The sequence below is a fragment of the Olivibacter sp. SA151 genome, assembly GCF_054130995.1.
This window is the reverse complement of sequence record NZ_CP096391.1, coordinates 1382542-1400882: the sequence shown is the minus strand read 5'-3', so window position 1 is coordinate 1400882 and position 18341 is coordinate 1382542. Positions and strand designations below refer to the sequence as shown.

The window sequence follows — 18341 nt, the reverse complement described above, 5'->3', positions numbered from 1 at the left end:
ATAAACTTAAAATTTAAATGCTATGGCACGAAATGATTTGAATGGAAAAGTAGTTCTTATTGCCGGTGGAGGTAAAAACCTTGGAGGTTTGCTGAGTAGAAATCTGGCAGCAAAAGGTGCAAAAGTCGCAATTCATTACAACAGTGAGCAGACCCGGCCAGATGCCGAGCAAACACTTGCAGCTATAAAACAATCGGGTGGTGATGCGTTTCTTTTTCAGGCTGATCTCACCCAGATTGCCAATATCAAAAAGCTTTTTGAAGAAACAAAAAGCAAATATGGAGGAATCGATATTGCGATTAATACGGTAGGACGTGTATTGAAAAAACCATTCGTAGATACTACAGAAGAAGAATATGACAACATGTTTGACATCAATTCAAAAGTAGCCTACTTCTTCCTTCAGGAGGCTGGAAAACAGCTTAACGATAACGGAAAAATATGTACCATTGTAACCTCCTTACTTGCTGCCTATACCGGTTATTATTCAACTTATGCCGGTGCAAAAGCACCGGTAGAAGACTTTACGCGATCGGCTTCGAAGGAATTCGGTGAACGTGGCATATCCGTTACAGCAGTAGCGCCCGGACCAATGGATACCCCCTTCTTTTATGGGCAAGAAAGCGACGATGCGGTGGCTTATCATAAATCTGCCTCTGCTTTGGGTGGCCTAACAGACATCAAAGATATCGCGCCGTTAGTTGAATTTTTGGTAACAGATGGTTGGTGGATCACCGGACAAACCATTTTTGCAAACGGTGGCTACACCACACGCTAAAGCATATCTAAGAAAGATGATGTTTTATCCATCATCTTTCTTTTCCCCTATATAGTCAGCACATTAGGTTCTTTTGACTTAAAACATATCATCCACCTATAAAACAAACCTTCCTTCTTACAAAGTATTTCGGATACTTATCGTTCAGCGGCCTGTTTGCACATATGAATCTTTCATGATTGAATGCAAAAAATAAAAAAATAAGCCTTACCTTTGCGACCGCTCTTTTTTACTAAAGAGTCATTTATACGAATGTAACAAGGGCCGAATTCTTAAGTGGGCAAGGCTTTTGTTATCATTAACAACGTACAAAACTTCAAAGAAGTAAAGTTCCGAAGAAAGCTAGCGGCAAAGATGTAGATTGTGGAAACCGTTGGTTGTACAAGTTTAACCGTGTCTCGATGTAAAAACACATTGAGCAAAAAATTCATAACATGCTAAATTTAGTTTTATTTGGCCCTCCAGGCGCCGGAAAAGGTACACAATCCCAAAAACTTATTGAAAAGTATCAATTAGTCCATCTATCTACAGGAGACCTCCTTAGAAGTGAAATTGCGCAGGGAACTGCTTTAGGACTAGAAGCTAAAAAACTGATGGATGATGGTAAGCTGGTTCCTGATGAAGTTGTAATCGGTATGATCAGTAACAAGCTTGATAGTAATCAAGAGGCAAAGGGTTTTATTTTCGATGGTTTTCCACGTACCGTAGCGCAAGCTGAAGCTCTTGACAAACTCTTAGCATCAAAAGGAGCACAAATATCCGGCATGATAGCACTTCAGGTTGATGAAGATGAGCTGGAAAAAAGACTATTACTACGTGGAAAAGATTCCGGTCGTGCCGACGATGCTAATCCCGAAATCATCCGCAAACGTATCGTAGAATATAATTCAAAAACAGCACCGGTTGCCGGTTATTACCAGCAACAAGGAAAACTACAGAATATTGATGGAATAGGATCCATTGATGAGATTTTTAAGGCAATATGCGCTGTTGTAGACCGCTATTAATTCCAGTAATTCAATAACAAAAAATGGCTCAAGGTTCAAACTTTGTCGATTATGTTAAAATTTGTTGTCGTTCCGGTCATGGAGGGGCTGGCTCTGCCCACCTCCATCGCGACAAACATACAGCAAAGGGTGGACCTGACGGGGGCGACGGGGGCAGAGGAGGCCATATTATACTGCGGGGCAATAGTCAATTATGGACGCTTTTGCACCTTAAATACAGAAAGCACATTATCGCTGAGCCCGGCGGGCCGGGCTCCAGCGCATTGCAACATGGCAAGAACGGAAAAGATGAAATCTTGGAAGTTCCGTTGGGCACTATCGCCAGGAATGCCGAAACAGGGGAAGTCCTATTTGATATTACCGAAGACGGTGAAACCAAGGTTCTCACACCCGGGGGGCGCGGCGGATTAGGCAACTGGCATTTCAAAACACCAACGCAACAAACACCACGCTTTGCTCAACCCGGTGAGCCTGGCATAGAAGAATGGATTGTTTTGGAGCTCAAAGTATTGGCTGATGTAGGCTTGGTTGGTTTTCCGAACGCAGGTAAATCCACGCTACTTTCCGTAGTTTCTGCAGCTAAGCCCGAAATAGCCGATTACCCCTTTACAACATTAGTTCCCAATTTGGGTATCGTATCTTATCGCGATAACAAATCTTTTGTGATGGCCGACATTCCTGGCATCATTGAAGGCGCGTCTGAGGGAAAGGGACTGGGTTATCGATTCTTAAGACATATCGAGCGTAATTCCGTATTGCTTTTTATGGTTCCTGCTGACACTCACCGCTCAATTGCAGAAGAGTTTAATATTCTCTTACACGAACTCACGGCTTACAATCCGGAGCTCTTGGATAAACCCCGTCTGTTAGCCATTACAAAATCCGATATGCTAGACGAGGAACTACAGCTGGAAATGGAGCAAGACCTTCCAGGGCAAATCCCTTACATCTTCATTTCCTCCGTCGCACAAAAAGGACTGCAGGAACTTAAAGATTTAATCTGGAAAGCGATAAACAGCTAAGCACTCTTTTTTGCAAAACAGAAAACCAATGTTAAGGCTAAATTCATATTGTCCAACTACTCACGCCTAAACATTTTCACCGAACCATCTAGGTTAAAGTCGATGGCAAAACGTTGCCTTGAACCGTTTATACTTCGAGGATACCAAATAAATTCACCATCCCAAACAATACCGTACACATGGTTGACCGGTTTTGCTCCCTCTATCGTTCCCGCCTTTTCGTTATAGTTATTCATAATAGTTGACACCGTTTTGAATTTAATTCTATCCAGATCAAACAGCTTACTTTGTAGATTAGTTCTAATAGAAATTTGAACAGGCTTTGGCTCACTCCATACCCCATCATCATATTCGTAAGAATCAATATACTCCGGATTCTCCGGATGTTGAAGATTAAGCATCACCCTTCCATCATCGTAAAAGTGAATATCGTCATATAGTCTGATTTTCTTTCCATTATATTGCGGAAGTTTCCTTAAGGATTGCTCTGCCTTTCCAAGGGCAAGGGTATCACTTAAAAAATCTTTTACCGGAGGTGGTGTAACTTCTTTATATATTTTTCTTTGTTGAACAGTTTCTTGCTTACTAGTATCCGGCATGAGGTTACTTGCTGAAGCCGCAGTATCTTTCTCAGCTTTTGAAGAGTCATCAAAAGTATCTCGAATGCTTTTGGTTATACTGTTACAAGCAACCATAATATTTAGGGAACCTATCAATAAGATAGTAAGTTTGTAAGTTTTCATGAAAATTTAAATACCCTATTGAAATTAATCATTCAGATCCTTGCTAAAAGCTATTGTTTGGGGATCTTCTTCTAAATAAAAAATGTCTACCGTCTGTTGCTGAGTTATACTCACCTCCAGCAGACTTACGATTTTCTTAAGACTTACCCTATGCGTCCGACCCCTCTCGTCCTTAAAATCCAACTCAAACCGCACCTGTGGCTGTTCATTAATGTAAGTACCGGTTTGTTTTGCGCTTAAAATCCTCGCGGTAGCTTGCTTTCCATAGAAGATCAATCGTAATACATCCTTGGGTAAGCCACTAAGTTGTCCCAGTAAAGCATCCAAGCCGAGGAAGCTGAGCAATAAAATTAAAGGACATAATAATAAGGGATGCCAGAAGATAAGGAATCGCCACCCGTTGCCTCTGCTTTCCAATTGATAGGAGAAAATATAATAGGCGATAACAAGCCCTAAAGCCAATAACCATCCTATGATAGAAAGAAACATTTGACTTTTCCTTAATTCTACTTGCACCCCATCCGGTATGAAGACGGGGCTGCTTTTTAAGGTTTTATCAATCCGTAGTTTTATACGTTTACCTGCTTCGTATCGATTCTGTTGCGGCTTACTATCATTAATAGGTATTGTCTGTAAAACCTTCGTGCCTGAAAAATTCTCAAACCGCACCGATACCTCCAAGGTTTCAACGTCTTTTGCGACAGGTTTGAGCGTTTTCACGTCCACAATTTCCCCATCCTTTAACACGCCATCACGAAGCAGCGACTCAATATTTGATTTGGTCTGTAAAGTGAGCGCGATCCATCGCTGATAAAGCTTATATAAAACGATCGTCCACAATACCAGCGAAATTAACAGATAGGTTAAAGCCAACCAAGGATTTGTACCGTCTCCCCTTATTTCAGAATTGTAATTGATACTATAGTACAATATCATCGGAAAGGGAACCGCGAAGAAGAACATGTAAGCTTTCCAAAAGTAACTCATTATATTTCATTTTAAGGTCAACATGTTTGCAATACACATCCCAAAAAACACAACGATTTCAAAAGCAACGTTTACAATAATAAAGAAAGATTCTTAAATTAGGCTGATTGAACCCGGAAAACCCCTGTTTTCAGCTAGATAAATTTCCATCTAAGGGGACAAAGAAAAAGTAAGCTCATGAAGGTAAAACGTATTGTAGCAAATATAGAAACAGATAACATTGAATTGGCAGCAACCTTTTATGGTGACGTATTAGGCTTACAAAACGTGATGAACCATGGATGGATCGCAACTTATGCGTCCTCTGAAGAAAGCGGAACGCAGGTAAGTTTCGCCTCTCAGGGAGGAGACGGCCTGCCTGTACCGTATTTGTCTATCGAAGTGGACGACTTAGACCAAGCATTAACGGAAATAACAAAACATGGCTTTGAGATCATTTATGGACCTTCCCATGAACCTTGGGGAGTAAGGCGTTTTTTTGTAAAGGATCCTTTCGACAATATTATCAATATTCTATCTCATGAATAAGCCCCACTTCATCAAAGCTATCCGCATAGAAGTAAAATTAGGTTAAGTGACTAAAAAACTTGTTTTATACTTTTTATCTTGAACTTAAATATTAGCAGCTCTTCCTTTCGTCGTACCAGCAACATGACTTCCTTTTTTGGCCGCTGCAGCGCCTTTTTATATTGGGCAAAATTCACACTGAAATCACCATTTACAGCGAGCAACAAATCGCCAACTTTTAACCCGGCCAATTCTGCGGGTGACCCTTTCGCCACGCCTCCGATTTCTATGTTTCCATCAATTAATTGCAAGTCCAAGCCCGAATAGGCGTAATCAAACCGATCCCGAAAACTGTTATTAGGTATGAGGTGAATATCTCCCTTTTCATAGTTATAGATCATGTTAAAACGCCTGAAAATATCGTTCCCGATCAAGCCGCCCAAGTAGGGATAGGAAGTCACATCATACACATCATCAAAAATCAAGGTAGGGACATGTTTAAATTTGTACGGACCAAAACGGAGCTCCTTAATAACCGTTAAATCCATCTGTATCTTACCCCCCAAACCATGTCCTTCTTTCGGCCATAGCTTTCGATTCCATGCTAACAGTGTACTATCTTCAACGAACTCTTTCGAAAGCATAACACATACACCCGCACCGATATCGTGCAAAAAGCGCGCATTCACTTGGTGCTTATCTTTTAATAAGGCCCGCTGCACCACTAAACTTTTTATGTTAGGCCTTAAAAGAAAACCTCCCTTTGGATAACGAATGGTGCCTTGCGAGCAGATATGCATCAGGCTATCATCATAATTTATTTTCACTATATATCGGCTAAATAATGAGTAGCCAATGATCCCATCAACTTTAACCCCGTACACACTTGAAAGAAAAGAATAGTCGTTGATATGAAAATTTAAGCTATCAACCGTATATCCCGGGAACTTAAGATGCTGATTATATAGATAGCTAACCTGTTTAATGCCTGCAACGCCTCGGATGCGGGTGGCGCTTGGCGTCGGTTTCAATCCAAGAGAAACAACCGTGGAAGAATCCAGGGAAATACCCCCGCTCCCGGTATCTAAAATAAAATTTAATGTATCTGGAAAACCATTCAACAAGGCGGGCAAAACAACCACTCCACCCATTAAGGTTTTAAAATGCACCTCGCTTAATACTTGAGAAGGCGAAGGAACAATTTCTTCTTGCGCAGCACTACGCATATAGCCCACCAGTAATAAGGCAAAAAAGACGAGACGCATGTTCTGTTTATAAATGGTTATTAAAGTATAAAAATACTAAATAATTTTAAAAAGTAACAGGCCAATAATCGGGGAGATTAGAGGCCTGTCAACCAATTATAAACCTAAATTATGAAAGCACAAAGCTAATACTTTTTTCCATAAACACAAAATTTTCTAAGCTGTTATAACTTTTTTAAAAAACAACAAAAAGATAAGTGTCTACAAAACAATTTATTGTTACCTAAAAAATCTTAAATCCGACAGCTAATGAGTATATGCCTGCCTTTTGGCCAAGACGCTTGTCCAGATCGGTAAAACTTCTACTATAGCGCGCATCCAAGGTAATATTTCCTATGTCCACCCCCACATTAAAAACGCCGCCTATGTTGAATTTTTTAAAGTCGCCGGATTTAAACACATCCGGCTCATTCAGATTGTAACTAAAATCAGGCCCTAAAGAAACTCTTAACGCAAGTGCTTCTTGGTCCAGCAGCTTATATCCCAACATCAAAGGCACATTTAACTGGCTCAACTTTGGGTTATGCCTTTGACCGTTGTATTGAAATTCATTGGAAAAATGTACAAAATTGAGCTCCGGTTGAAAAAAAACTGTTTGGCCTATGCGAGCGAATGCACCCGCCGTAAAACCTACCTTTCCTTTTTTGTCATTTAGTCCTTGTGCATTCGAATGAAGATTAGCATAGTTGGCTCCTGCCTTTAAGCCAATGGTCCAATCCCCTATTTGCGCTTTTGTACTTGATGCACTTGTTACGATAATAGCGATAATCGCCAATAATTTAAACAGCTTCATAGTTCTCATATTATTTTAAAACTATGACACCTTTGCCCTTTCATACCCCTATAGTTTTACCATTTTTTCTGCCAAATACAGGCTTTTTTTGCTATTTTCGCCAGTATGGCTAAAATAATTAACTTCAAATCCTTTCATGAGTTCTTAAAATCCGGTACTGCGGGTGGGGTAATTCTGATTCTTTGTGTTGTCATCTCCCTTATCATTGCCAACACAACCTTCAGTGGTGCTTTTAATAATTTTTTAGAAATGAAAGTAGGTTACCATTCTGAAACCCTTCATTTGGAATATCCTATTATCATTTGGATTAATGACGGATTAATGGCCATTTTCTTTCTCTTAGTAGGCTTGGAAATTAAGCGGGAATTGGTAGAAGGTGAACTGGCATCGATCAAAAAGGCAACCTTACCTGTATTTGCTGCACTCGGTGGTGTAATCGCACCGGCATTGATCTATACCTTTTTCAATAAAAACTCGGAATTCGCAGGAGGTTGGGGCATTCCAATGGCAACTGACATAGCCTTCGCCTTGGCTATCATCACGCTCTTAGGCAGTAAAGTACCTTCCTCATTGAAAATATTCTTGGCGGCATTGGCTATTGTAGACGACTTAATGGCCATACTTGTTATTGCTATATTTTACTCGACCTCCCTGCAATATCAATACCTCCTATATGCTGGTCTATTGTTCGCCCTACTTTTGATTTTCAATAAGTTAGGAGTCAAAAAAATTATTTTTTACCTAATCCCGGGAATATTCATGTGGTATTTCATTCACCATTCAGGTATTCATGCAACGATTGCCGGTGTTCTTACAGCTTTTACCTTACCTACCACGCCGGACGCTACAGAGTCTCCTTTAGAAAAATTAGAGCATCTATTAGTAAAGCCGGTGAATTTCCTGATCATGCCGATATTCGCTTTGGCAAACACGAACATCAAATATGAAGATGGCATGCTAGAAGGTTTATTTACACCTTTAGGATTAGGAATAGCGCTTGGTTTGTTTCTTGGAAAGCCAGTCGGGATTACTGCTTTTTCCTGGTTAGCTGTTAAATTAAGAATTAGTAATCGACCACACGGTGCTTCTTGGAAACACATTTTAGGAGTCGGTATGCTGGGGGGAATTGGCTTTACCATGTCGATTTTTATTGCCATCTTATCTTTCGCGAATGCTACGCATGTATTAGCCGAAGCTAAATTTTCCATTTTAGCCGGTTCCGTATTATCCGGCATCGCGGGAAGCGTCCTACTACTGTTGACAAATAAGAAGGCTAAGAAAGCGCTGTAATTTTTATTTACTGATAGTCAAGCCCTAACAAAATATTTAAAATTTGTCTTTTGAAATATAAAATCCTTGTCTATCTTTGCAGACCGAAAAACGGACACGCATTCCGGAATAAAAAAGGCCCGTTCGTCTAGGGGTTAGGACGCAAGATTTTCATTCTTGAAACAGGGGTTCGATTCCCCTACGGGCTACCTCAGGGGAAAGATTCAAATTAAACGAATCTTTCCCTTTTTTTATTGCGTCTAATTCGTTGTTGATCAGTAAATAAGCAATAAGTCGAACAGGATGGTAAAAGGGGGCTGGAAAAAAATATCTTCCGGAAATAGGCTCGGACGGTTTGAGGGAAGAGCCTTGAGGTCCTTTCTTCGTTACAAGCACTCTTAAATTATAATATTTAAGGCGACAATGAAAATCCCCGACACTTCTGGGTATCGGGAATCTTCTTTAGTGAAGCTTTTCAGAAAGCCTCTTATTTGAACAAAAGTTGTTTTCCTCCTATTGTACCAATTGAACCGAAAGCTCATTAAGCAATCCTTTTGCATCGTTGAGATCTTGATTCCAAGTCTGGTTAGGTTTCGTAATCTTCAATTTCTGGATGGCCGTTTCCAACCGATCTAAGTTAGCTTGGTCTCCCTTATTTTCCAGTGCTCGTTTCACAACTTGAATCTTCGCATAGTCTTGAAGCCCCTCCAACAGTCGCTCGTAACGAATCGAGCTTCTAGCATTTGGGTAGACGATATAGGTATCGCCCGCCGGCCAGGTACGGAAACGGGAATCTAACAATGGATTTTCTACCCAAGAATTGAATGCCCATCGTAACATACCGTCAAAATTCGCTGCTTCTGCAAACCACGCCACGAGGACAGATTCCGCTGGGTCAGAAAATGTAAACTGATTGGGAAACGCATTACCGCAATAGATATAAAACGTCGTGTTCAATCCCCGTGATTGACGGTCTTTTAGATCTTCTTCCGAAAATGGGTGTCCCATTGCAATACTAACATCGTCGCTATTCGGATAACGTCGATAAGTTTTTTGGTTATCAGCATAAGAAACACCTAATTCCGGTGACACTTTTTGTAATAAAGTCAAAGCACCGTCCACTTCTTCCCTCGTACGTTCATCAATGGCTATATTTGTTTTTTCCAACCACCCCTTCCCCCGAAGGTGTTCTACGAAATCTTCTAAGAACGGCGTCCATAATTGCTCAAATATAGGTGTACCCGGTTTAGCCTCGACATTTACCAATTCACCACTTGTTTCATCATTATAATGGATTTCATTATTCCAAGGGATGATGGAATAACAATTTATCATCTTGTTAACACCAAGATCCAGCATAAACTGCACCCATTTATCAAATACGCTGTAATCATACTTCCAGGAACCATCCTTTTGCTTTGTCCATATAATCATATCTGCATAAGGGTCAAATGTCTGCACATTCCAAGGATCTTTGTTAAGGGTCGCAGTGATCACTTTCTGCCCGACGTCTGCTAACATCTGCATCTGTGGTTTCAGCGCTTTGAAATGTTCCTCCGACCACATTTCGAGCCCTTCTACACGTGCTACTGCCGATGGATGTTGCCATTGATCTAAATGGTAAGTCCATTCCGATGGCTTAGGCAGGAGCTTATCTATAACATGTAAAGAGAGATTCAGTTCTTGCGTGGGTACTTCAGCAGCTTTCACTTGTACCTTTGCCGTATAGTAACCTGGTTTTGCGTCTTCTGGAATACGTAATGTTACCCAAACTGGCCGTACCTTCTTTGCTTCGAGATCGAAAGAGTTCAGATTATCTAACATATCGGGCGACAGAGACGAGGCGAAATCTTCCGGCTTACGATGACCACATCCCCCGGCGTACTCATCTGTCATCACATAACGAACAAAATGGGTAGACGCTATATCCGATGGCAAATCGCTGCCGCTTTCTGCACGAAAACCTGATACGTCCACTTGCGCACCGGCAATTTCAGCATTTGTCCATAGTAATATTTGAGCAGAGACACGCTCTCCTCTCCACCCTGTCACAGACGCTTGCTTTTCGACGGCGAAGTCAGGAGCTATGGACGTCGGAAAACGTTTATCAATCGTCACAAAAGAAGCGTGTAATCCATTTTCTACTTTAGACCAATCAGACAATGTATCTGCCGTCGGGTCGGGTAATTCCTTAAAGTTGACCAAATCCAAAGGAGTTCTCCGCTCCTGTTCTTGTTTGTTTTGGCCGCATGCAGAAGTCACTCCAATGAGGATAGCACCACATAGCATACCTTTTAATTTTTGTGTTTTTAAGTTCATAATACGTCATTATTCATTGATGCCAACATGACTCCACCCAATACCGTTGACGGAGTTCTAAGAGATAACCTGACATAAACTTCGTCAAAAAGTCCAGCAGATGCAAATGTTGCTGAAACACAATCGATTGCATAAAGTTACTCGCTTGTTTTTAAGGAGCTTTACAAGGTAATGAAAGAGAAGGGCGCATACCATATCATTCCACAGCGCTTACCTGCCGATAGGCTGGCGTCTCAGAATTATTCGGGCAAGATTGGATCGATTTCCGAAATTTTTACCGACATGCGTATTACCCCCTTCGGGAACCTGCATTCTCGAAAAACACTCAATAACTTACTGGGCATCGGTCGAACACAGGTCGACGAGACCGGCTCGTTTACGAAAGAACACATTCCAAATGAACACGTTTTTATTAGCACAGGAACATTCCTAAATGTGATGTCTGGATAAAACCTTTTCGTCTCAGAAAAAGCTAGCCTCCCTCCTCTCCCTGTTCTCTCCCCTGCGAGCCAACTTGAGCGGCACTGAAGGTGCACTCGATGGGGAATTTCCCCATGGAGCTCGCCACGAGTACCCATTGAGTTCCGACCAATATTAATCGAACCACCGAAGCCATCTTCAAGAGAGGTATAAGCGCGGGGCTCGACGGCATGTGTCGATTTATTATCTATATTGGAGGCCTGTATTTAGGGCCTCTTTTTGATCTTTAAATATTTTCTCCTTTTGGGAAGAGTCTTTGGCCGACGGCCTACCTACTGGGCAAAGTCCTCCTTAAACGCCTATATCTAGTTTTGTATAAGAAAATGAGTGTAGAAAAGTATATTTGACTTTGACAGAAATCTCTGAAAAATGGACGATGCTTATTCATAATTGAGACATCATCCTAAATCAGTCCTTAACTTTATTTGTTGGGATAAAGGAACCGTAAAAGCTCCGGGAACCATTCTTCAAATGCGCCTTTCAGAAGCTCATCGTTTTTCTTTCTAGGTTTTTTGCTATTTGGATAAATATTTTTTGACACAAGGCAAATACAAGAGTTTCAGAATTTTATAATCTTTACAACCCAGCGATTGGATCATTATAAGCTGCAACGCATGAAGAAAATCTATTCTGTGCGTTCTAATAAAAATAAAGAAATGTGATAGGCGCCCATGATAAACCCTTTACCGATGTTGCTATTCTTATAAATGAAGCTCGCCATAATTGCACATACTAAATATCCCCTGTTGCCTCGTGCAGTAGATTTAAAACCCAAACAAAAACACCTATCAAAACCATCGCGGATAAAAGGGTAAAGGAAAGGATAGCGAATCCGGTCCAAAAGCAAATTGATAAGAAAATCGTCATCTTTTTAAAAAATTTCATTGCTGCGCATCAGCTAATGATAAGACAACATTAGAGCAGAAGACCCCTACCTGAGATTCGATTTAACCTATGCACCGCTATTTTGAACATAGTTGTCGCGTTTTTTGAAGGGAAATCGTTGTATAGACCTAACCTCATTAAAGCCTGTTATGAAACGAGGAATCATATTAATCTCTTTTTTCCTTTCAATTTTCGCGTGCGATAAAGAAGATAAAGAGGACAAAGAATGCATGCTACTTATGTATGTGCCATTACCTTCCCTTGAAGAAGTTTACGGGTGTACCGATACTCGCTATGCACTTCATATCGATCTAAAGGAAACACATGAATTAATCCGAACGAAGCATACTTATGATGAAAAGGTAACAGGGAGCTGTCATCCAGCCATCGATTTCGAGAAATATGACCTGTTAATAGGAAGAAAAGGACTAAAATCAGGCAATCATTCGATAACTTATGAGTTAAAAAAAAGCTGTACGGGAGAGGAACGATTAGTTGTCACCTTTCATCAGGATATAAGTGCCGTAGCGACTACTGTCACTTATCATGTCTTATTGCCAAAGGCAGACAGCAATCGAACAATTGCAGTCGAAACAAAAATAGTATATTGATAGGCTGTCCATCAAGTAAACGACCCCATGATTAGTCCCTAATTTCATTTTCGTTAATTTCTCGCCTGATACGTTCGTTTATATCAATATGGGTATTCCTGAAAATGAAGACAGTTGTCCCATATTCACGCGCGTAGGGGTTGGTTACGGAATCAGCCACAAAGGTATCGGCAAAAAAGGGACTGGTTTCCTTTAACTCCTCCTTTACCTCTCTGTAATTTTTTACACGTATCAAATGAACATACTTTTTATCCAAATTTATCCAATGAAGATAATCGGCATTGAAGGAAACGGCGGTCATCTGTTTTGTCTTCTTGTAATAATTGATGGCACCTGCTTGTCCGTAATTATCGCAGAGCACCAGTGTATGCTCTCCTTTCGGAAGCCTTGAAAAAGCAAGATCAACCTTGTTTGCCAATTCCTTCCATCCCAGCATATCAGCAAAATCCTGCGGTAGAAGGTGATCTTTACCATCCTCCCACCTAAGCAAGCCCAAAGCACGATAGGTCGCCTGATGCGTCAAGATATAGGCCGGAGTCTTATTCGGGAATGCGGTATGGTACATCGGTATAAAAAACAAAAAAGGGAGCAAAACGCAGGCAAAGCGTAAATAGTTAACCTTAGCGCTTCCTCTTTTTAATAACTCTCCCAGATAAGCAGATCCAAAAGCCAGATAGATAGGATATAAGCCAATAGCATAATATCCTTTAGCTTTTAAAGCAATAAACACCATTAAGGTGATACAAAAAGACCAAAAGAAGACCCGATACTTTTTAAAAGGAGCATAGAAGACTAATGCATAAAAGGCAGCAAAGAGAACAAACAAAGAACCTAAAAAATAAATGACCTGTTCCTTCAAAAAGCCTACTCTACTGACATTAATCAATTGTGTATCCGTTAATTCTTTTAAATGATGATATACGGGAAAGTGGTGCTTATATTGCCACCAAAGATTTGGCGCGATAAGCAGTAAGGTTAATAAAGTGGATATATAAAAGGATGGTTTAAGGAAAATACTTCGTTGCGGGGTCAAAAGCAACGCCGGAAAAAGTCCAACCAGCAGGAAAATTATATTGTATTTATTCAGAAAGCCTAAAGCGAAGATAAGTGCGCCCGCATAAAGCCATTTGCTATCCGCCGAATTGATATATTTCAAAAAGATGAAGTAAAAAGCCGTCCAGCAAAGCACATCCAATGAATTGGGTTGATAAAGAATATTCAAGCGCAAAAGAACAGAAAAAAGTATGGCCGTGGCAGCTAATATCAAAGAAAAAAGACTTCCCTTAAGCTCTTCGACAGCTTTCCAAACAAATATCAAGGTGAGGGCTCCAAACAGAGCCGGAAAAAACCGAATCCAAAACAGGGTATTACCCAGAAAATAAATTATTTTTGATATGATAGAGGTGACCGGTGGAACAGATAAAAATCCCCATGCTAAGTGGTTTCCTTGATCGAGGTGCAAAAATTCGTCACGATGCAATTCGTACGTTGAATTTACCAAAGCATATTGCAATATAAACTTCAGTAAAACAAAGACAAGCAATATGCCATTTTTTTTATTCATCGATTGAGTTTAAGCGGATTAGAATTTATTACTCAAACTTAATCAATTTCCAGCATTAGTAATATTTCTCCAGTTGACTTTAATGAAATCCTTAACAAAAAATTAAAACTAAATTAATTAGTAATACTGCGTATTTTATTAGTATTTTTGTTCTGAAGCGATACGCAAATTACCCTTTATTTGTCGTGTTTTAGCGCATAGCTCCTTAAATACGATTATTTATTTTGTAAAGCGTTATTGGAAGGAAAACGGGACCCTTTAATTGATACAGCCATGGATAAAATTGAAGCATTGAATATCGTGAAAAACATTTATACCGAAGCTGACCGGACCGGCAATATGCTGCCGATATTTAATAGTTTGGCAGAAGATGTAATCTTCCACTCCACCATTCCGGAAGGGACACCCATAAGCGGAATTTTCAAGGGCAAACAGAATGTCATTAATTTCTATAAGAATCTGCTGCCCTCAGTAGCTATTTTCCAAAAATTAACCCCTTCCGTTTTCGTTATGCGAGATGACAGGGTAATTGTTGTAGGAGAAAACATCTTCACCCTTGTCAAATCCGGTGAGACCTATCACAGGCCTTATGTCAATATTATTAGTTTGGTTGATCGCCTCATCACGTCGATTATCTTAATTCAAGATTTCTCGGGATTTAACAAGCTTTATCAGAAAGAGATAAAACGCTGTTAATTTTTATCGACCAGACGGACCCAAATAGCTTATTATAGATTTCTGGCGAGAAAGCGGTTTCTTCGTTTTGCTTTTTGTAGAAAATATTATTTCTTTACACTACGAAAAACACATGTCAGATTACCCTATACATAATCAAATGCTTCCCAGTCAAGATAACGTTCAGCTAGCGCATGCTGTAGCTGCAGCCATTGGCATTGATCCACAGGTTTATGCTTACTACGATGACAATAGAGAAAATAGTCTCCATATCCTAAACTGCATCGACCCAATGGATCCAAAAAGTAAGATTTACTGTACGATAGGCTTATCAGATTACCCCAATGAAATAGAAATGAACAAGGGCGTGTTAAAAAACATCCCAATTGAATTGATGATAGCAGGTAACGAAAGTAGCGATAAATGGGCAAATATATTATCGACGGCAGGCTTCTTCGTTACCAAGAACAAGTGGACTTGTCAACCCGGCACCGTGTTTAAGAACATGATTGATATGTACCATAAGGGCACCCATTTAAAACATTTGCTTTTTGTGGAGCCGGTGATGTGGCAAGAAAAGCTTGAGCAAATGAAACTCTCCAACAAAAAGGTTCATTTCTTATTGCTAATCCCCATTTCAGATGCCGAATGTAAATATCGGGAGAAACATGGTTTCGATGCGCTTGAAAGCATCTTTATGGAAAAAGAAATCGATATTACCAATCTCAATAGGCTATCCGTTTTATAATTATTTTACCGGGGATATGTTGGCAACAATGGCCTTCTATTTTCGAAAAGCCAGTCCTTTCTCCTCGAGCTTTTGTTTAAGTTTCGGGATCGATCCAGGTCCCATACCATGCAGGCTAAGAATTTCCTTTTCACTAAAGCTTGCCAATTTACGCAAGGTTGTAATGCCTTGGTTTTCCAAGGCCCTTCGAGCAGGTGCGGCGATTGCGGCAAGAAAATCTTCGGTTACCGCGCGCTGCTGTTCGCATAGGGGACATACGGGGCAATCGCTACTTTTATAATACTGATGTCCTTGGTCGCAGATACGAAGTGTTTTGCTTTGCTTAACCATAATCTACTATTGATGAACAAACTACACTCTTTTCGAACGCATTGCTTTTACTATTTTTAATTGCTTATCCTTGCAGAAATAAGCATAGTCGTCCGAGTCGACACCATACAAAGCCACCTTTCCTTCTTCGTTACTATGAATGCCCCATCCATAGCGCTTTGCTAAAGGAGAAGATCGCAAGCAGGCCTGTCCCTTGGAAAAAAAATCCGCTCTCGCAGCAGTCAGATCGCCTTTTAAATCATTCTTCCAGACAAAACATTGAAACAAGATATCATCAGAGGTGTATTGATAAGGATGTTTCATAATCAGATCAAACTGCATGTTGGCAATCGTTTTGCCGGATTTTTTCTCCGGAGGAATTTCGCCCTTTTTTGCAGTACAATCATCCGCTACTTCAATGAATGTATTTTTGTAATTTGTGGTATGTGTTTTCATTTATTAATTACGATACCATTGCTTAGGAACGCCCAATATTAGCGGAAATAGACAATACCCCCACCTACCATCAGATGATTCCCTTTCTCCTTCCTGTTTGCATCACTAAGGTAGCAAAAAGGAAGGGAATTACAATGGATGGATGAACGCCTAAAGGTTCCCTTTCTTCAACTCTTCTACAGCAAAAGCAGCCGCTCTCGCCGTCATGGCCATATAAGTAAGCGACGGATTAACGCAACCCGAGGAAGTCATGGCAGCGCCATCTGTTACAAAAACATTAGGTGCATCCCAAACTTGGTTATGAGCGTTTAACACGGAGGTCTTGGGATCTCGTCCCATACGAGCCGTACCCATTTCATGAATGCCTTGTCCCATGGCAAATACACTACGGTATCCCGTTACTTCTTTAACCCCCGCAGCTTCGAGCATCTCTTTTCCTTCTTTTATAATATCATCAATCATCAATTTTTCATTCTCTTTAATTTCTGCATCGATTGCCAAAACCGGTAAACCCCATTTATCTTTCCGATTTTTATCGATATATACCCTGTTCTCGTGATAAGGTAAAATCTCACCAAAACCGGTAAGGCCAATCGACCAAACTCCCGGTTCGCATAATTCTTCCTTCAGCCCCGCCCCAATACTCAATTCAGCTATAGATCGTTGCCATGCATCCCGACCTGCTCCACCTTGGTAACCATATCCTCTAATAAATGAACGTTTATCATCACCGATATTCTGAAAACGCGGTATGTATACGCCATTTGCTCGCCTGCCATAGACATATTTATCCTCATAGCCTTCTACAATCCCTCTAGCTCCGTTACCTAGTGTATGATCCATTACGTTATGCCCTAATTCACCCGAGCTGCTACCCAATCCGCCTTCCCAGATATCCGTTGCTGAATTCATTAATATCCAAGCCGAATTAAGTGCCGATGCATTTACGAAAATGACTTTAGCGAAATACTCATAAGTCTGTCCATTTTCGGCATCTAGAATCCGAACACCTTTGGCTTTTTTCAATTCCTTATCATATAGGATCTCCATGACAATCGACCACGGCCGAACGGTTAAATTACCCGTGTTAACCGCCGCAGGTAAAGTAGACGACTGCGTACTAAAATAGCCACCAAAATTACATCCGTTGCTACATTGGTTTTGGTATTGACAGTTAATCCTTCCAGGCAGCGGTTTCGTAATGTTGGCAACTCGACCGATAATCATCGCGCGCTTATCGTTATAGTGTTTTTTAATACGAGCTGCTACATCCTTCTCTACAACATTCAGTTCCATCGGTGGCAAAAATTCGCCATCGGGTAAAATAGAAATCCCATCACGATTACCGCTTATACCGGCAAAACGTTCCACATAACTGTACCAAGGAGCAAGGTCTTTATAACGGATGGGCCAGTCGACCGCAATCCCATCGCGAAGATTAGCTGTAAAGTCTACATCGCTCAGACGATAGCTCTGCCGTCCCCATATCAATGATTTTCCTCCTACCTGATATCCCCTAACCCAATCAAAACGTTTGACTTCTACATAAGGATTATCAATTTCGTTGACTAAAAAATTGACATTACCTTCCGTCATAGGCCAATAACGAGCCTGTATAGGATGCTCGTGAAGCATTTTTTGACTTCTATTATTACGGTATGGGTAATCCCATATATCCTTTGCCGCAAAGCCATAATCCTTTACATGCTCTACATTCCGGCCACGTTCCAACATCAGCGTTTTTAATCCGCTCTCTGTAAGTTCTTTAGCGGCCCAACCACCGCTAATACCTGACCCAATAACAATGGCATCATAATTTTTCTCTGTCATATATGTGTTTTTAGTATCCGACGTTCATACCGAAATCTTTTACAAACAGTAGTGCCAACGTTGGCTTTATCGAACATCTCAATAGACTGATTG

19 protein-coding genes and 1 tRNA gene are annotated in these 18341 nt (G+C 40.6%); 10 read left to right on the top strand and 10 right to left on the bottom strand.

Going from position 1 to position 18341, the window contains the following annotated elements:
- The first annotated feature begins 22 nt into the window (after nucleotides 1-22).
- The 3 genes from M1D52_RS05400 (at nucleotide 23) to obgE (ending at nucleotide 2807) form a co-directional block, all read left to right on the top strand.
- A complete protein-coding gene (locus M1D52_RS05400; RefSeq protein ID WP_013663401.1) occupies nucleotides 23-778 on the top strand; it encodes an SDR family oxidoreductase in 756 nt (251 codons plus the stop codon).
- Nucleotides 779-1212: 434 nt separating this feature from the next.
- Nucleotides 1213-1785, top strand: a complete 573-nt coding sequence (locus tag M1D52_RS05395) for an adenylate kinase (protein ID WP_130858321.1) — start codon at nucleotides 1213-1215, stop codon at nucleotides 1783-1785.
- Between the two features lie 23 nt (nucleotides 1786-1808).
- Nucleotides 1809-2807 (top strand): GTPase ObgE, encoded by a 999-nt coding sequence (gene obgE, locus M1D52_RS05390; protein WP_437394402.1) that lies wholly within the window; start codon nucleotides 1809-1811, stop codon nucleotides 2805-2807.
- A 56-nt stretch (nucleotides 2808-2863) separates the two neighbouring features.
- Here obgE and M1D52_RS05385 read toward each other — a convergent pair whose 3' ends face one another.
- Both M1D52_RS05385 and M1D52_RS05380 read right to left on the bottom strand, forming a co-directional pair.
- Nucleotides 2864-3550, bottom strand: a complete 687-nt coding sequence (locus M1D52_RS05385) for a hypothetical protein (RefSeq protein WP_437394404.1) — start codon at nucleotides 3548-3550, stop codon at nucleotides 2864-2866.
- Nucleotides 3551-3574: 24 nt separating this feature from the next.
- Nucleotides 3575-4537, bottom strand: a complete 963-nt coding sequence (locus M1D52_RS05380) for a hypothetical protein (protein ID WP_437394405.1) — start codon at nucleotides 4535-4537, stop codon at nucleotides 3575-3577.
- Between the two features lie 177 nt (nucleotides 4538-4714).
- Here M1D52_RS05380 and M1D52_RS05375 point away from each other — a divergent pair, with 177 nt between their 5' ends.
- The gene (locus M1D52_RS05375; protein WP_013663406.1) at nucleotides 4715-5065 is read left to right on the top strand and encodes a VOC family protein; all 351 of its coding nucleotides are present in this window, start codon (nucleotides 4715-4717) and stop codon (nucleotides 5063-5065) included.
- A 50-nt stretch (nucleotides 5066-5115) separates the two neighbouring features.
- Here M1D52_RS05375 and M1D52_RS05370 read toward each other — a convergent pair whose 3' ends face one another.
- Together M1D52_RS05370 and M1D52_RS05365 are read right to left on the bottom strand one after the other, a co-directional pair.
- Entirely contained in the window at nucleotides 5116-6309 is a 1194-nt protein-coding gene (locus M1D52_RS05370) for a pepsin/retropepsin-like aspartic protease family protein (protein WP_013663407.1), read from the bottom strand.
- A 223-nt stretch (nucleotides 6310-6532) separates the two neighbouring features.
- The gene (locus tag M1D52_RS05365; protein ID WP_013663408.1) at nucleotides 6533-7102 is read right to left on the bottom strand and encodes a porin family protein; all 570 of its coding nucleotides are present in this window, start codon (nucleotides 7100-7102) and stop codon (nucleotides 6533-6535) included.
- Nucleotides 7103-7207: 105 nt separating this feature from the next.
- On the opposite strand from M1D52_RS05365, the gene nhaA reads away from it, so the two are divergent.
- Together nhaA and M1D52_RS05355 are read left to right on the top strand one after the other, a co-directional pair.
- Nucleotides 7208-8392 (top strand): Na+/H+ antiporter NhaA, encoded by a 1185-nt coding sequence (nhaA, locus tag M1D52_RS05360; RefSeq protein ID WP_437394407.1) that lies wholly within the window; start codon nucleotides 7208-7210, stop codon nucleotides 8390-8392.
- 116 nt (nucleotides 8393-8508) lie between these two features.
- Nucleotides 8509-8580: transfer RNA gene (locus tag M1D52_RS05355), tRNA-Glu, on the top strand.
- Nucleotides 8581-8884: 304 nt separating this feature from the next.
- Here M1D52_RS05355 and M1D52_RS05350 read toward each other — a convergent pair.
- Nucleotides 8885-10690, bottom strand: coding sequence for a DUF4091 domain-containing protein (locus M1D52_RS05350; RefSeq protein ID WP_437394408.1), 1806 nt, complete (start codon nucleotides 10688-10690; stop codon nucleotides 8885-8887).
- A 171-nt stretch (nucleotides 10691-10861) separates the two neighbouring features.
- Between M1D52_RS05350 and M1D52_RS05345 the strand changes: the two genes are divergently transcribed.
- On the top strand, nucleotides 10862-11140 hold the full coding sequence (locus tag M1D52_RS05345; RefSeq protein ID WP_437394409.1) for a hypothetical protein: 279 nt from the start codon (nucleotides 10862-10864) through the stop codon (nucleotides 11138-11140).
- Nucleotides 11141-11162: 22 nt separating this feature from the next.
- On the opposite strand, the gene M1D52_RS05340 is transcribed toward M1D52_RS05345, so the two are convergent.
- Nucleotides 11163-11342, bottom strand: coding sequence for a hypothetical protein (locus M1D52_RS05340; RefSeq protein WP_437365401.1), 180 nt, complete (start codon nucleotides 11340-11342; stop codon nucleotides 11163-11165).
- Nucleotides 11343-12204: 862 nt separating this feature from the next.
- Between M1D52_RS05340 and M1D52_RS05335 the strand changes: the two genes are divergently transcribed.
- On the top strand, nucleotides 12205-12666 hold the full coding sequence (locus tag M1D52_RS05335) for a hypothetical protein (protein ID WP_437394411.1): 462 nt from the start codon (nucleotides 12205-12207) through the stop codon (nucleotides 12664-12666).
- A 31-nt stretch (nucleotides 12667-12697) separates the two neighbouring features.
- Here the strand turns inward: M1D52_RS05335 and M1D52_RS05330 are convergent, their stop codons facing one another.
- Nucleotides 12698-14230 (bottom strand): glycosyltransferase family 39 protein, encoded by a 1533-nt coding sequence (locus M1D52_RS05330; RefSeq protein ID WP_437394413.1) that lies wholly within the window; start codon nucleotides 14228-14230, stop codon nucleotides 12698-12700.
- 273 nt (nucleotides 14231-14503) lie between these two features.
- Here M1D52_RS05330 and M1D52_RS05325 point away from each other — a divergent pair, with 273 nt between their 5' ends.
- Nucleotides 14504-14926 carry a nuclear transport factor 2 family protein gene (locus tag M1D52_RS05325; RefSeq protein WP_130858019.1) on the top strand — a complete coding sequence of 141 codons (423 nt, stop codon included), beginning with the start codon at nucleotides 14504-14506 and terminating at the stop codon, nucleotides 14924-14926.
- A 112-nt stretch (nucleotides 14927-15038) separates the two neighbouring features.
- A complete protein-coding gene (locus tag M1D52_RS05320; RefSeq protein ID WP_377610236.1) occupies nucleotides 15039-15653 on the top strand; it encodes a suppressor of fused domain protein in 615 nt (204 codons plus the stop codon).
- A gap of 36 nt (nucleotides 15654-15689) precedes the next feature.
- On the opposite strand, the gene M1D52_RS05315 is transcribed toward M1D52_RS05320, so the two are convergent.
- The 3 genes from M1D52_RS05315 to M1D52_RS05305 form a co-directional block, all read right to left on the bottom strand.
- A complete protein-coding gene (locus tag M1D52_RS05315; protein WP_013663490.1) occupies nucleotides 15690-15983 on the bottom strand; it encodes a DNA-directed RNA polymerase subunit alpha C-terminal domain-containing protein in 294 nt (97 codons plus the stop codon).
- Nucleotides 15984-16004: 21 nt separating this feature from the next.
- On the bottom strand, nucleotides 16005-16418 hold the full coding sequence (locus M1D52_RS05310) for a DUF6157 family protein (protein ID WP_437365406.1): 414 nt from the start codon (nucleotides 16416-16418) through the stop codon (nucleotides 16005-16007).
- 150 nt (nucleotides 16419-16568) lie between these two features.
- On the bottom strand, nucleotides 16569-18248 hold the full coding sequence (locus M1D52_RS05305) for a GMC oxidoreductase (RefSeq protein WP_437394414.1): 1680 nt from the start codon (nucleotides 18246-18248) through the stop codon (nucleotides 16569-16571).
- Nucleotides 18249-18341 lie beyond the last annotated feature (93 nt).